Annotated in this window: 12 protein-coding genes; 5 read left to right on the top strand and 7 right to left on the bottom strand. The window is 64.4% G+C overall.

Going from position 1 to position 15,419, the window contains the following annotated elements:
• Positions 1-3 precede the first annotated feature (3 nt).
• The 7 genes from IVB18_RS02110 to ugpB form a co-directional block, all read right to left on the bottom strand.
• Positions 4-183, bottom strand: coding sequence for a DUF4089 domain-containing protein (locus IVB18_RS02110; protein ID WP_247987693.1), 180 nt, complete (start codon positions 181-183; stop codon positions 4-6).
• Between the two features lie 18 nt (positions 184-201).
• Positions 202-1,932, bottom strand: coding sequence for an ABC transporter ATP-binding protein (locus IVB18_RS02105; RefSeq protein ID WP_247987692.1), 1,731 nt, complete (start codon positions 1,930-1,932; stop codon positions 202-204).
• 313 nt (positions 1,933-2,245) lie between these two features.
• A complete protein-coding gene (locus IVB18_RS02100) occupies positions 2,246-3,145 on the bottom strand; it encodes an ABC transporter permease (protein ID WP_247987691.1) in 900 nt (299 codons plus the stop codon).
• Between the two features lie 65 nt (positions 3,146-3,210).
• Positions 3,211-4,224: an ABC transporter permease gene (locus IVB18_RS02095; protein ID WP_247987690.1), complete on the bottom strand. Its 1,014-nt coding sequence runs from the start codon at positions 4,222-4,224 to the stop codon at positions 3,211-3,213.
• A 120-nt stretch (positions 4,225-4,344) separates the two neighbouring features.
• Positions 4,345-5,967: an ABC transporter substrate-binding protein gene (locus IVB18_RS02090; protein ID WP_247987689.1), complete on the bottom strand. Its 1,623-nt coding sequence runs from the start codon at positions 5,965-5,967 to the stop codon at positions 4,345-4,347.
• 258 nt (positions 5,968-6,225) lie between these two features.
• On the bottom strand, positions 6,226-7,194 hold the full coding sequence (locus IVB18_RS02085; protein ID WP_247987688.1) for an aminoglycoside 3'-phosphotransferase/choline kinase family protein: 969 nt from the start codon (positions 7,192-7,194) through the stop codon (positions 6,226-6,228).
• Between the two features lie 219 nt (positions 7,195-7,413).
• On the bottom strand, positions 7,414-8,739 hold the full coding sequence (ugpB, locus tag IVB18_RS02080; protein ID WP_247987687.1) for a sn-glycerol-3-phosphate ABC transporter substrate-binding protein UgpB: 1,326 nt from the start codon (positions 8,737-8,739) through the stop codon (positions 7,414-7,416).
• A gap of 202 nt (positions 8,740-8,941) precedes the next feature.
• Between ugpB and IVB18_RS02075 the strand changes: the two genes are divergently transcribed.
• The 5 genes from IVB18_RS02075 to IVB18_RS02055 all read left to right on the top strand — a co-directional run bounded on the left by IVB18_RS02075 (position 8,942) and on the right by IVB18_RS02055 (position 15,094).
• Positions 8,942-9,478 carry a hypothetical protein gene (locus IVB18_RS02075; protein ID WP_346732606.1) on the top strand — a complete coding sequence of 179 codons (537 nt, stop codon included), beginning with the start codon at positions 8,942-8,944 and terminating at the stop codon, positions 9,476-9,478.
• 6 nt (positions 9,479-9,484) lie between these two features.
• Positions 9,485-11,563, top strand: a complete 2,079-nt coding sequence (locus IVB18_RS02070) for a HAMP domain-containing sensor histidine kinase (RefSeq protein WP_247987685.1) — start codon at positions 9,485-9,487, stop codon at positions 11,561-11,563.
• A complete protein-coding gene (locus IVB18_RS02065) occupies positions 11,533-13,278 on the top strand; it encodes a DUF3369 domain-containing protein (RefSeq protein ID WP_247987684.1) in 1,746 nt (581 codons plus the stop codon). Before IVB18_RS02070 ends, IVB18_RS02065 begins: the two co-directional genes overlap by 31 nt.
• 33 nt (positions 13,279-13,311) lie before the next feature.
• Complete coding sequence (locus IVB18_RS02060; RefSeq protein ID WP_247987683.1) at positions 13,312-14,049, top strand: response regulator; 738 nt, start codon at positions 13,312-13,314, stop codon at positions 14,047-14,049.
• Positions 14,050-14,482: 433 nt separating this feature from the next.
• Complete coding sequence (locus IVB18_RS02055) at positions 14,483-15,094, top strand: sigma-70 family RNA polymerase sigma factor (protein WP_247987682.1); 612 nt, start codon at positions 14,483-14,485, stop codon at positions 15,092-15,094.
• Positions 15,095-15,419: the final 325 nt, after the last annotated feature.

The following is a 15,419-nucleotide window of genomic DNA, read 5'->3' as shown; positions in this document are numbered from 1 at the left end:
GCGTCAGGCAACAAATACGGGCGCCGGCTCGGTCTCGTCCGGCAGCGCGAAATCGTCGACCAAGCGGGCAAGCCGCAACGAGACCTCGAGATTGGCGCGAATGGCTGGCCTCCAGGCCTCCTCGACGGGCAACGCCAGCGCTTTCGCGACAGCGTCGATATAATCGTCCAGCGGTTCGGCCATCACGCTCCCAACAGGCTCTCAGTGCACCGGCAACGGCGGATGCGGGATCGCCGTCAACAGCTCCTTGGTGTAGTCGTCCTGCGGATCGCTGAGGACCTTCTCGGAAGACCCTTCTTCGACGATTCGACCCGTCCGCATCACAATGACACGATCGCACAACAAGCGCACTACGTTCAAATCATGCGAGACGAACAGATAACTCATACCTAGCCGCGCCTTGAGGTCCTGAAGCAGGTTCAGGACCACGGCCTGGACCGAGACGTCCAGCGCGGCCGTCGGTTCATCCAGGATGACGAGTTTCGGATGCAGGGCAATCGCGCGGGCGATGCCGACGCGGGCCTTCTGGCCACCGGACAATTGATGCGGGAAGCGATCCAGCAGGTTGAGCGGCAGCCCGACCATGGTCGCCAGCTCCTCGCAGCGTGCGCGGAGCGCGTCGCGCCCCCTGATGTCGCCGAGCTGCATGATCGGGTCGGCGATGGCGCGCGCGGCGGTGAAGCGCGGGTTGAGGCTGTCGGTCGGGTCCTGGAACACCATCTGGATGCGGCTGCGCTGCGGCAGCCGGGCGAACGCGGCCGGCGCGATGCCGCCGATATCCTCGCCATCGAACTGGATGAGACCGGAGGTCTGATCCAGGAGCCGCATCACCATCATCGAGGTGGTCGATTTGCCGCAGCCGGATTCGCCGACCAGGCCGACGCTTTCGCCATGGCCGATCGAGAGGCTGATGCCGTCGACGGCGCGGAATGCATCCGGCTCGACCGGCGGTTTGCGGCCGAACAATTTGCCGAGCGTCGCGGTCGCGCCCTGGCGGGGATATTCCTTGACCAGCTTTTCGATGAGGAGCAGAGGCTGCTTCCCGCTTGCGGGGAGAGCGAGGCTCTCCGCGGGGCCGCTGCTCGACGCCGTCGATGGACCCGCCTCGTCCTCCGGCAACAGATCCCGCAGCGACACGCCGAGCCGCGGCGTCGCGCGCATCAGCTTTTTCGTATAGGGGTGCTGCGGGTTGGCGAAGATGTCGGCGGCTTTCGCGGTCTCGACCACCCGGCCCTTCTCCATCACCACGACGCGATCGCAATAGGCTGCTGCAAGTCCGAGATCATGCGTGATCAGGATGGTCGACATCGCCTTGCGCTTGGTCAGCTCGACGATCAGGTCCATCACCGCCTTCTGCGTGGTGACGTCGAGGCCGGTGGTCGGCTCGTCCGCGATCAGCAGTTGCGGATTGCAGGCGAGCGCGAGCGCGATGACGACGCGCTGGCACATGCCGCCGGACAGCTCGAACGGGTAGGCGTGGTAGCGCTCGCGCGGGCGGGCGATCTTGACCTGCTCCAGCGCCTCGATCGCCTTTTCTCCGCGGTCCGAAACCATGGCCTGCTGCACATGGGTGCGCAGCACGTCCTCGATCTGGTCGCCCACTTTCCGGATCGGGTTGAGCGCGGCGCGCGGGTTCTGAAAGATCATCGAGACTTCGCGGCCGCGCAAATCGCGCATCTGGTCTTCGGTCGCGGCCTTGACGTCGATGCCGGAAAACATCACGGAGCCCTCGGCGATCCTGCCGGCGCGGTCGAGAATCCGCATCACCGCGTAGGAGGTCACCGACTTGCCCGAGCCGGACTCGCCGACGATGGCGAGCGTCTCGCCCTTGGCGACGGAGATGTTGACGTGCTGCACCGCCTTGACGATGCCGCGGCGGGTGGTGAATTCGACCGTGAGATCCTGGACATCGAGCAGGGGCTGGGCGGTCATGAAGGCCTCCGGGCCGCGGTGCCAATCAAAAAACGCGAAAACAACCCCATGCAAAGTAGAACGGGGTTGGATTCATTGGAGAATTTTAGCGGGGAATTTGTGTGTGAGGCGGGCACAACTCTCTCATTCCCTCCCCCCTTGCGGGGGAGGGGCAGGGAGGGGGGTAGCCACGAACTCAAACCCCGCCCGGGGCTACCCCCCTCCCATAGCCGAAGCTTCGCTACGGCGTTGACTAAGAGGACGGCCGCCGAAGGCGGCCTGCCCCTCCCCCGCAAGGGGGGAGGGAGCACAGCCGAGAATCTTGAAGCAGCCATCACGTCCTCCGCTGCGGGTCGACGATGTCGCGCAGGCCGTCGCCGAGGAGGTTGAAGCAGAACACCGCGATCATCAAAGCGAGGCCCGGGAACAGCGCGATCCACCATTCCCCTGACACCATGAAGCCGGCGCCCTCGGCGACCATGATGCCCCACTCGGCGGTCGGCGGGCGGACGCCGAGGCCGATGAAGGAGAGGCCGGCGGCGTTGAGGATGGCGTAGCCCATGGTCAGCGACATCTGCACGATCATGATCGGCATGATGTTGGGCAGGATGTGCACCAGCAGAATGCGGAATTCGCCGTTGCCGGACAGCCGCGCCGCCTGCACGAAGCCCGCGTTGCGGCGGACGTTGGCCTCGGCGCGCGCGACGCGGGCATAGAGCGGGAAGTTGACGATGGCCGTGGCCAGGATGATGTTCTGCACGGTGTTGCCGAGCGCTGCGACGATGCCCATCGCCAGCACGAACAGCGGGAAGGCCATGATGGTGTCGGCGATGCGGCCGACGATGCGATCGGTCCAGCCGCCGAAATAGCCGGCGGCAATGCCGGCGAGCCCGCCCATCAGGAACACCAGCACGACGGAAGCGACCGCGATGAACGTATCGAGCCGCGTCGCCACCACGACGCGGCTGAAGATGTCGCGGCCCAACTGATCCGTGCCGAACCAGTGCGCGGCCGAGGGCGGCTTCAGCGAAGCCGCGGTGTCGGACGCCAGCGGATCGTACGGCACCACATAGGGACCGAAGATCGCGGCAACGAGGATCACGATGAGGAGCGCAAAGGCGAAACCCGTAACCTTGTTCTCGCCGAGAACGTAGCGGGTCTGTTCGAGGATCGCGACCAGTCCCGACGTGCGCGCGGGACCGACCGGTTCAACAGCAGGTGCAACGGAGCTCATGGTGTCCCCTTTGTTTTGCGCATGATCCTGTCGGAAAACCGGCCTCCACTTTTCCGGATCATGCGCTAACCCTCAAGCCTGACGCGTGGATCGATCACGCCATAGAGAATGTCGATCACCAGATTCAGTAGCACGTACATCACCGCCATGGTCAGCACGAAACCCTGCACCGGCGCGAAGTCCGACGAGATCAGCGCTTCCACCGCGTAGGAGCCGATGCCGGGCCACGCGAACACCTTCTCCACCAGCACGTTGGCGCCGAGCAGGAACGAGAACACCATGCTCAGCGTGGTGATGACGGGGAGCATCGCGTTGCGGAATGCGTAGGTGACGATGACGGTTGCCGGCGACAGGCCGCTGGCGCGCGCGGTGCGCACGAACTCCGACGACAGCACCGCCAGCATCGAGGCGCGGGTCATGCGCGCGATCGGCGCCAGCGAGAAGATCGCAAGCGTGGTTGCCGGCAGGATGAGCTGGCTCATCGCCGAGCGGAACGCCTCGAGGTCGCGCGCGATCAGGGTGTCGATCAGGTAGAAGCCGGTCACCGTCGGCGGGGTGCTGTAGAACACGTCGAGCCGCCCGAGCGGCGCCGGCGACCAGCCGAGCCGGAAATAGAAGACATAGACCAGCACGAGGCCGGTGAAAAACACCGGCAACGATACGCCGGCCGTCGTCGTCACCCGACAGAGATGATCGACCCATGATCCCGGCCGCGTCGCCGCCAGCACGCCGAGCGGTATGGCGATCACGATCGAGACGATGAGGCCGAGCAGCGTCAGCTCGGCCGAAGCCGGCAGACGGTTGCGGATCTCGGCCGCGACCGGCTGGCCGGTCGTGAGCGAGTTGCCGAAATCGCCATGCGCGAGGTCGTTGGTGTAGCGGAAGAACTGCTCGATCAGGGGCCTGTCAAGGCCGAGCTTTTTGCGGATCTGCTCGACGGCTTCTTTCGTCGCGGCGGGACCGGCGAAGTACGCGGCGGGATCACCGGGCAATGCGCGCGTGAGCAGGAAGGTCACGATGACGACCCCGATCAGCGATGGGATCGCGAACATCAGGCGCTTGCCGATCATGGTCAGCATGGCGCTCGTTCCTCGCGCGCGAATAGCGAATAGCGAATGGCGAGTAGATGATTTCGATCGTGTGTGTCCATTCACTAGGCCCTATTCGCTATTCGCCACTCACCATTCGCCCCGCCCGTCTCACCCCTTCGCCATCGCGCGATAATCCAGGCGGCGGTGGAACCAGTATTGGTAACCGCTGATGTTCTTCTGCATCGCGACGTTGACGAAGGGCTGGTACAGCGGAATGCGCGGAGCGTCGGCGTAAGCGAGATCGACGAAGCCTTTCACGTCGGTGTCGTAGGTCGCCATGTCGCCGGTCGCGGCGGCGTTGCGGGCGCCGTCGATCAGCTTGTCCATCTCCGCCGACTTGTAGCTCATGGTGTTGAAGACGGAATTGTTGCCGTGATAGCACCAGTAGAAGAAGTACTCGGGGTAATCGAGCCAGCCCGAGAACACGTTGGTGAACAGCGGCATTTCCTTCTTGTTCAACTCGGTGCGCCAGTTGGCGCCGGGCACCTTGTTGATTGTGGTCTTGATGCCGAGCTGGGCGAGGCTCTCCTGCACGAGGATGCAGAGCGGCTCGTTGACGCCGGCGAAATTGAGGTCGAACGAGATCGTGGTCTCGAAACCGTTGGCGTAGCCCGCTTCTGCCAGCAGCGCCTTCGCTTTCTCCATGTCGGTGTTGTACTTGTGCTGCTGCGGCCAGGCGACTTCGGTGGCCTTGTCCTTGGCCGCGCCGAACATGGGATTGCCGAGGCCAAACAGCACCGCGTCCATGATCTTCTGGTACGGCAACGCATAGGCGATGGCCTGCCGCACCTTCACATTGTCGAACGGCGGCTTGGTGACGTTCATGCCGATATACTGGATGCCGTTGGAAAACGGCAGCGACACCACGTTGAGCTTGCCGCTCGCCTTCATCTCCTGGAAATCCTTGAACGGCAATTCGTAGGAGATGTCGGCGTCGCCGCGCTCCAGCAGCGCCCGACGATTGCCGGCCTGCGGCACCATGCGCCAGATCACGCGCTTGATCTTCGGCAAGGGACCACCGACCCAATCCTCGTTGCGTTCCATGATCACTTCGGTACCGGCGGTCCACTTCGTCACCTTGTAGGCGCCGGAGCCCGCGGTCTGCTGCTTTGTGAATTCAAGACCCCAGGGATCTTTCTCGCTGGCGTTCTTCTTCACGAGTTCGGAATTGACGATGCAAGGCACGATCACAGCGAGGTCAGGAATCGTGAGCCGATCCTGCTTCGCGAAATCAACCCGCACCGTGTTGTCGTCGACCACGACGAACTGCTCGGGCTTTGTGAGTGAGCCCGCGCTCATCTGGAAGGTCGGGAAGCCGCCGACGCTCACCGCGCGATCGAGCGACCATTTGACGTCCTTGGCGGTGACAGGCGTGCCGTCGTGGAATTTGGCGTTCTTCTTCAGCTTGAAGGTGACCGACATGTCGTCGATCTTCATGTCCTCGGCGAGCTCGCCCTTGAACTTGTCGCGGTCGTAATAGGGCACGCCGCCGGGACCGCTCTTCATCTCGTGGCTGATCAGACGGTCGTAGCAATTCCAGGACACTTCATAGCCGGGCACGTTGGTGCCGACGCCGTGGATGTCGAGATTGTTGGGGCCTCCCTCGGAGACGATCAGCAGCGTCTCGGAGCGCGCATCAGCCTTGGCGGAGGAGATCACCGACGGCATGGCCGGAAGCGCCGCGCCAGCGGCCAATCCGGAGACGGACTTGAGGAAATCGCGGCGCTTCATGAAATGGCTCCAACACAAAAGTTTCTGGTTGGAACTGGATTCGCAAGGTTCGTGCCAAAGCTTAATGAGGGCTTACAAGGACCTTAAACTTTTGATTTCCAATAATTATTCTGGCACGGGAGCATCTGGACACTCTCCAGGCAGCCCCTGATATTGCATACAAAGAGACGATTTTGCCTCAAAAGTAAGCTGAAAAATTGAGCGTCCCGGAATTGAGCATCCCGCCGCTGGGCGCAGGCCCGGCTAGTCGCGCGATGGTCAGGCCGCTCGCCCCGGCCAGATCAACTCCTGAAGCTCGACGAGATCGTTCGCCTTGTCCTGCCAGCCCTCGATGCAGATGTGGCTGTTGAGGTCGCTGGCGCGATGCAGCAGCATCAGGGCCATCAGCCGGCGCTTCAGCGCGTAGTCCGGCCTGGAATAGCCAAAACCTTCGAGCAGGCTGCGCACGCGGCCCGGACGGCCCGCCGCCATGAAGGCGCTCGGACCGAGCAGGTCGTAATCGCGCCACCCCGTCAGCACGTCGCCGAAGTCGAACAGGCCGGCGAGCGACCAGTCGCGGTCACGGCAGGCGAGCAGAAAATTCTGGGGGATGTACTCGCCGACCAGAATCACCGGCGGCGCATTCACAGGGATGAGCTCGGCCGCGTCGCGCAGGAGATCGTCGAGGCCGGCGAGAAATTTCGGCGCAAGACCGAGGCGGGCGTGGCGCGCGCGGCAACCCGCCATCTGCCCGCGCATGAATTCGTCCCAGCGCGGCTCGATGCTCGCGAGCGGACCGAGGGGCGCACACTGCACAGCCGCGATGGTCTCGCCGATCTGGCGCAGCAGACGCTCTTTCTGGTCTTCCGCGAGCTGCGGCCAAACCTCCGAGCCGAGCGTACCGGCAAGGCGCGTGATGACCAGATAAGGCCAGCCGTCGCGCTCGCCTTCCGCGACGATCTCGGGAATCGGCAGATGAAGGCGGCCTGCAAGCTGCCTCAGCGAGCCGCGCTCGGAGACGAACTGCGCGCGCAACAGCGGCGGGAAGATTTTCAGGATCAGCCCGTCATTGAGGCCGACGACGAGATTGGTGCCGGTCGCAAACGCATGCGGCGAGCCGCCGTCGAGACCATGGCTGCGGGCGATGTCGATTGCAATCGGCAGCCATCGCGCCGGATCGGAGCGCCAGGCACGAAAGCTCTCCGCGTCGGCGAAAGCCGGTAGTTCTCGCGTTGGAACGTTCCTCATCCGCGCTCGCTCGTGCAAGGCGGTTTTGGGCGATTCGGTGCATGCCGAGAAGGTGGTGCACCTCTCCCGCTTGCGGGAGAGGTCGCGCCGAAGGCGCGGGTGAGGGTTCTGTCCCCACGGGGGTCATCGATTGCGGAGGCACCCTCACCCCAGCCCTCTCCCGCAAGCGGGAGAGGAAGCGCACCTACAACACGGCTGCGACCCGGTCTAAACATGCTGCTACCGATCCGGGCTGGCGCGCTCGAACTGGCGCAGCAGCTTGTTGCCGCGTTCGACCGCGGAATCGAGCGCGGCCTGCGCCGCCTTCTTGCCGGAAAAGGCCTGCTCCAGCTCGTCCTCGATCGCGCCGCGGATCAGCACGAACGAGCCGAGCCGGATGCCCTTGGAGTTCTCCGTCGGCGGATGCAGCGTGACCTCCTCGAACGAGATCGCCGAGCCCGGGTTGCGTTCGTAAAAGCCCTGCGCGCGCGTCAGCTCGAACGCGGCGCGGGTGATCGGCAGGTAGCCGGTGTTCTGATGCCAGGCCGCCTGCACGCCGGGTTGCGACAGATAGGCGAAGAACCGCGCCACGCCCTTGTATTCCTCGCGCGGCCGGTCGCGCAGCACCCACAGCGTGGCGCCGCCGATGATCGAGTTCTGCGGCGCGTCCTTCACGTCGGGCCAATACGGCATCATGCCGTAGCCGATCTCGAACTTGGAATTCGCCTTGATGTCGGCGCGCGTCGCCGAGGAGCCGATGAAGATGCCGCATTCGCCGTTCTGGAAGCGCGGCTCGGCGCTTTGCCCGCGACCGCTATAGTCGAACAGCTTGCTCTTCTGCCACTCGCCAAGCTGGGCGACGTGATGCACGACGACAGGGTTGTTGATGGTCAACTCCGCATCGAGCGCGGCAAAGCCGTTGGCGCGGGTCGCGAGCGGCAGATTGTGGAAAGCGGAGAGATTTTCGACATGGATCCAGGACGGCCAGGACGTGGTGAAGCCGCACGCGGCGCCGCGGTCGCGCAGGCGTTTTGCGGCGGCGCCAAGCTCGGGCCAGGTCTTCGGCGGTTTCTCCGGATCGAGGCCCGCATCGCGGAACATGGTCTTGTTGTAATAGAGGATCGGCGTCGACGAGTTGAACGGGAAGGACAGCAGATTGCCGGCCGCATCGGTGTAGTAGCCGGAAACCGCGGGAAGGTAATCATTGAGCGAGAACGGCTCGTTCATATCCCGCATCATGCTGAACACGGGATAGATCGCGCCCTTGGCCGCCGTCATCGTGGCAGTGGCGACCTCGTTGACCTGGACGATCGCGGGCTGGCTGCGCGAACGGAAGGCGAAGATCGCTGCCGTCACCGTCTCGGTGTAGTTGCCCTTGTAGCTCGGCACGATCCGGTAATCGGATTGCGAGGCGTTGAAGTCGGAGGTCAGCTTCTCCAACTGCCGGCCAAGCTCCCCCGACATGGCGTGCCACAGCATGATGTCGGTGGCGGCGCGGGCCTGACAGCCCAATGCGAGGGCCGCGGAAGCGGCAACGACCTGCAAAAGGCGCAAGGCTGAAGTCACGATGGCTATTCCCGTGTCGCGCGGCAAAAGGCGACCATACCCTGCTTAAGGCGCGGCATTTGCGGTTTCAACCGGGAATGAGGGTTGGTCGCGCCGCACAATCAACCCGCGGGACGGGGCGGGATGGCCTTCCCTCGACCATCTGCTAGATTGCATTGAACCTTTTGGGTCCGCCATAGACTCCACCACTAAGGGGTTGAGTGTGCCAGTGTTGAACCGTGCCGAACTCTCGCGAACCGGGATGGTGTTCGTCGCGCTTCTGTTCGCCAAATGTGCGATGGCCATCTGCGCGACGGGCGCCGTTGCGCGCGAGTTCCGCGCTGCCGACACCCAGACCGAGGATTACCCGACCGTGCAGGCGCTGCGCTACATGGGCGCCCTGATCGCCGATCGCACCGGCGGCCGGCACGAGATCAAGGTGTTTCACTCCCGCCAGCTCGGCGAGGAGAAGGAAACGAGCCCTGAGGTGCTGGTGATCTCGCTCAAGCCCTGGCGGAGCCTCTCAGTGGACGACCAGCAGATCTTTCGGGAGGCTGCGGCTCGCTCCAGCCGCTTCATGCGCGAGAAATGGCGCGACCTCGAGGAGCAGTCGCAGCGCAAGGCGCAGGCCGCCGGCGTCACCATCGTCCGGGACATCGATCGCAAGCCGTTCGAGGACGCGATGGCGCCGATCTACGCCAAGGCCGCGCGGGATGCCGCCGCGGCCGCGCTGATCGAGCGCATTCGCAAGACGGAGTGAGTTTAGTTGGCCGCGCCTGGACACAGCGAGCACGCAGACAGGCCGCCCGGCCCGATCGGGCGGCTGCGCGCGCGTCTCGTCGGCGTGTTGCGGGCGGTGCCGATTCGCTGGCGCATCCTGTCGATCGCGGCGCTGAACTCGGCCGTGGTGGTGGTGCTGGTCGGGATGATCTGGAACGGCACGCAGGTGCTGGGCTCGGCCTGGGACGACGTCCGCCAGGTGCGCGAATCCGACCGGATCCTGGCGCTGCTCGAAAGCGAGACCGGACGGCTGCAGAACCTGATCCACCGCTACATCAACCAGCCGAGCCCGGACCTGTTCGCCGAGATCCTGCTGCTGCGCGAGGCGGTGCTGGGCACGCTGACCAACCGCGCCGCCAAGGACCCGATGCTTTCAGGCTCGGTCGAGGAGCTGGAGCGCACCACCGACCGCTTCCTCAACGGTTTCGGCGAACTGCGCGGCGTGCAGGCGACCATCGCAAAAACGTATGAGGACCAGGTGCAAGGCCCGGCCAAGGACATGGCGGGCCTGTATTCCATCATCGAAGGCGCCACCGGTCACCGCGACGCGCTGATCTGGCCATCGCTCGGCAAATCCCGCGAGGCCTTCACCGCGATGCTGGTGGCCGCGAATTCCTACTATCTGTCGCTGTCGCAGTCCGCAGCCGACGAGGCGAGGCGCAACACCGAGACGATCGAGAAGACCGTCCCGGTCATGCTCGATCTCGCCGACAACGACCTCCAGCGCATGGCGCTGCAGAAGCTCGCGAGCCGCACCACGGCGCTGCGCGAGGGCTTCGCAAGGCTCTCCGAACAGCTTGCGAGCCGCACCGAGCTGTTGCGCAACACCATCGACGCCAGCCAGGCCGAGGCGATCGGCGCCATCGACGACCTCTCGACCAAGATGCGCCAGCGCGAGCAGAAGGCGCAGGAGACGTTTGACCGCACGCTGGCGGATATTTCGCGGCGGGTGCTGTCGATCGCGGTGATCTTCCTCGGCATCATCCTCACCGCCGGCGTGCTGATCGCACTGTCGATCCGGCTGCCGCTCCAGCAGATCATGGCATCGATGCGAGCGATCACGCTCGGTAACCTCGACCGCGAGGTGCAGGGCACCACGGCGCGCGACGAGGTCGGCGCGATGGCGCGCGCGGTGGAAGTGTTCCGCGAGAACGCCATCGCCAAGCGCGAGACCGAGGACGAGCTGCGCGAGTCCAAGGAAAAGGCCGAGAGCGCTCTGCTCGAGCTCAACGCCGCGCAGCAGAACCTGATCGACGCCGAACGGCTCGCAGCGCTCGGCGGCCTCGTCGCCGGCGTCGCCCACGAGGTCAACAACCCCATCGGCATCAGCCTGACGGTCGCATCCAGTTTTGCACGGCGCAGCGAGATCTTCGAAGCTCAGCTCAGGGGCGATGGCGGCCTGCGCCGCTCGCAGCTCGAGGAGTTCGTGCAGTCCTCGCGTGATGCCTCGCAACAGCTCGTCGCCAATCTCCAGCGCGCCGGCGAGCTGATCCAGTCGTTCAAGCAGGTCGCGGTCGACCGCTCGCACGCCGAGCGGCGGCAGTTCTCATTGAGCGAAGCCACCGACCAGATCATCGCGAGCCTGCGCCCCGTGCTGAAGCGCTCGCCGATCACGCTCCAGGTCGACGTGCCCGAGGGGCTCCTGCTCGACGGCTATCCCGGCTCCTACGGCCAGATCCTGACCAACCTCTTTCTCAATGCCGCCAACCACGCATTCGCCGACGGGCGCGCCGGCACGATCACGATCTCGGCGCGGCCGCGCGGCGCCGACGATATCGAGATCAGCTTCGCCGATGACGGCGCCGGCATGACCCCTGACGTGCAGCGCCAGGCCTTTGACCCTTTCTTTACCACCCGGCGCAATGAAGGCGGCACGGGACTCGGCCTCCATATCGTCTATAACCTCGTCACCCAGCAGCTCGGCGGTCGCATGATGCTGGAATCCAAGCTGGGACAAGGCACTACTTTTCGCATTATCATGCCCCGCCTCGCCAAGGGCGGCGCGCAAAGCACAGAGAGTGACGGGACTTCTCAATGGCCGAACAGGACGATGTCCTCCACCTGATCGACGATACCGGTACCGCGTCGGAGGATACCAACACCCGTAAATGGAAGATCGCCGTCATCGACGACGATGCGGCCGTGCATGACGGCACCCGCTTCGCGCTATCCGACTACAGCCTGAACGGCCAGGGCCTGGAGATCCTCTCGGCCCATTCCGCGGCCGAAGGTCGCAAGCTGATGGCCGCGCACAGCGACATCGCCGCCGTGCTGCTCGACGTCATCATGGAAACGGATGTCGCCGGCCTCGAGCTGGTCGAATTCATCCGCAACGAGCTCAAGAACGAGACCGTGCGCATCATCCTGCGCACCGGCCAGCCCGGCCAAGCGCCCGAGCGGCGCGTGATCGTGCAGTACGACATCAACGACTACAAGGCCAAGACCGAGCTCACCGCCGACAAGCTGTTCACCTCGCTGACTGCGGCGCTGCGCTCCTACCAGCAGCTCGAGCGGATGGTGCAGACGCGGCGTGGGCTCGAGATCATCATCGATGCCGCCTCGACGCTGTACGACTTCAAGTCGATGCAGCGCCTCGCCGAGGGCGTGCTGACCCAACTCGCCTCGCTGCTCAATGTCGATTGCGCCGGCATACTGGTCTTGCGCGACAATGGCGGCATCGATCCCGAACTCTCGGTGCTCGCCGGCAGCGGCTGCTACAGCCGCTTCATCGGCACCACGTCGTCAAAGGCGCTCGACCCCGAATTGCGCGCCATGGTGGAGGCCGCGTTCCAGCGCCGCAAGAACGAATTCGCCGACCACCGCAGCGTGATCTATTTGCGCACCGGCAGCGGCCGCGAGGTCGTGGTGCTGCTCCAGGCCGAGCGCGAGCTGTCCGAGACCGACCGCTCGCTGGTCGAGATTTTCTCCAGCCGGCTCTCGATCGCCTTCGACAACGTGATCCTCTACCAGCAGCTCCAGGACGCCAATACGCAGCTCGAGGACCGCGTTGCGCAGCGCACCCGCGCCCTGATGCAGGCCAACCGGCGCCTCTCGGCACAATGGCTGCGGCTGCAGCGCGCAAACGGCTTCAAGAACGAGATTCTCGGCACCGTCGCCCACGACCTCAAGAACCCGCTCGGCGTCATCCTCGGCCGCACCGAGATGCTGAAGGAGCTGATCTCGACCGGCGCGTCGTCCAGCGGCGTGGTCGCCCAGGTCGATCACATCCGCGATGCCACCAAGCGCCTGACCACGATGGTCGATCATCTGATCTCGGACGCGATGGCCGATGCCTTCGACATCACCATTCGCCGCGAGCCGGTCGATGTCGCAGCCCTGGTCAAGGAGGTCGCCGATGCCAACCAGCCGCTCGCCGTCAACAAGCAGCAGGCGATCAGCGTTACGGCGCCATCCAACATCGTCACCATGTGCGACACCGACCGCATCCGCGAGGCGATCGACAATCTGATCAGCAACGCCATCAAGTACAGCCCGATCGGCGGCAACATCGGCGTCGCGGTCACGCATGAAGGCAGCGACACCGTCATCCGTGTCGGCGACGAGGGCGCGGGACTGTCGCCGGAGGATCTCGGCCGGCTGTTCGGCCGGTTCCAGCGGCTTTCCGCAAAACCGACCGCCGGCGAGAGCTCGACGGGGCTTGGGCTTTCCATCGTCAAGCGTATTATCGACATGCATGGCGGCGAGGTGACCGCCGAGAGCGACGGCCCCGGCAAGGGATCGACCTTCACCATCACGCTGCCCGCGACTGAATTGCCCTGATTTGAGTGCCGAGATCTGCGAGATCTGAATGACATGACCCAGAGCCAGCACATCATGATCGTTGACGACGAGGCCCCGGCCCGCGAGATGGTCGGCGATTACCTCAAGATGCACGGCTTCACCGTGACGCTGTGCGACGGCGGCAAGAGCCTGCGCATGGCGATCCAGGGCGGCATGCCCGACCTCGTCGTGCTCGACCTCAACATGCCCGAGGAAGACGGGCTGTCGATCATCCGCGACTTGAAGAGCCGCATCAACGTGCCGGTGATCATGCTGACGGCGACTGCGAGCCCGATCGATCGCGTGGTCGGCCTCGAGCTCGGCGCCGACGACTATGTGGCCAAGCCCTGCGAGCTGCGCGAATTGATGGCGCGCATCCGCTCGGTGCTGCGGCGGAGCACGCCGCTCAAGCTGGCCGCTTCCGAAGCAGCGCCCGCAAAATCGGACAAGGATCAATTGGTGCGCTTCGGCACCAAATGGCTCGATCTCGAAGCGCAGGCCTTGCGCGACGACGAAGGCAACGAGCATCCGCTGACCGCATCCGAGTTCGGGCTGCTCAAAGTGTTCGCGGCCAATCCGAAGCGCGTGCTGTCGCGCGAGCGCCTTTTGGAATTGGCCAATGCGCGCGACGCCGAGGCGTTCGACCGCGCCGTCGACCTCCGCATCATGCGCATCCGCCGCAAGATCGAGCCCGACCCGACCAAGCCCGCCGTGATCCGCACCATCCGCGGCGGCGGCTATCTGTTCTCGCCGGCGGGTGAGAAGGCGTAGGGCTAGCGGCACATACAGCCGTCGTCCCGGACAAGCGCAGCGAAGCGGAGTGCTGATCCGGGCCCCATAGCCACAGGGAGAAGTGTGCCGCGAGCTGGCAACCACGAGTCTTCGCCAAACCACATCCTGTGGCCATGGGTCCCGGATCTGCGCTGACGCTTGTCCGGGACGACAGTGGAGTGTGTGGCGCCCACAAACGCAAACACCCAAAATTCGTTCCGGGCGCCGTCAATCCTCCGTCCCCGTATTTTCCGTACATTGAAATTCCACGCCTTTTTACTCCGAATGTTTCGTCGCGGCCTTTCCGACGAAACAATTTGACGGCGCACGAAACCATTTTCCGCTTTTGGTGCAGACGTCCCGAAACGTTGGCTCATTAACACTTTGGTCCAAGGAAACGCCGCTCGGTTGCGGCGCTACGGGGAGCCAGTCAATGCAGAACGTCATCGCCATCAACGCCCAAGCCAGCCAGAGCATCGTTGCCGCTCAGGCGACCTCGGACGACATGCTTCTCGAAAGCATTGCCGACGGCAACCGGACGTCGATGCACATCCTCTATTGCCGTCATAATGTGCGCGTCTACCGCTTCATTCTGCGGATCGTGCGCGATGCCACCACGGCGGAAGACCTGGTCAGCCAGGTTTTCCTCGACGTGTGGCGGACCGCCGGCCAGTTCCAGGGCCGCTCGCAGGTCTCGACCTGGCTGCTGTCGATCGCCCGCTTCAAGGCGCTGACCGCGATGCGCCAGCGCCGCTTCGAGGACATCGACCAGGAAGACGTGCGGCAGATCGCGGATGACTGCGACACGCCGGAGACTTCGCTCGACCGCAGCGACACCAGCGCGATCCTGCGCGCCTGCGTCGCCAAGCTGTCGCCCGCTCATCGCGAGATCATCACCCTCGTCTACTACCATGAGAAGTCGGTGGAGGAGGTCGGTCAGATCATCGGCATCCCGCAGAGCACGGTGAAGACCCGGATGTTCTACGCCCGCAAGCAACTTGCCGAGTTGCTTAAAGGCTGTGGCGTCGACCGCTTCGCTGCCTGAAAGCCAAAGATTTCAACAGGATAGGATCGCCCCTCGACCCTACCCGGACACGGAAGTGTTACCGCCGACGAAACAATTGAAACGAAGCACAACATCAGGCGGAAAAACTTCCTCCCTATAAACGTCACATACGATTTTGCTCTAAACCTCCCAAGGACCTCCAGCGACCCGGACGGGATGCCCCCCTCCGGGTCGTTTTGTGTTTGGGGCGAACTCTCTCCGCGCGCTCCCGCCTCTCCCGCTTGCGGGAGAGGCCGACGCGCCCCGGGCGATGCGGAGCATCGTCCCGCGCGCGGCGGGTGAGGGCTTTTTCCTCTTGGGAAGT

The organism is Bradyrhizobium sp. 186 (genome assembly GCF_023101685.1).
Lineage (GTDB): Bacteria > Pseudomonadota > Alphaproteobacteria > Rhizobiales > Xanthobacteraceae > Bradyrhizobium.
Note: the sequence above shows the minus strand (reverse complement) of the source record. Positions and strands in the feature narration are given on the sequence as shown.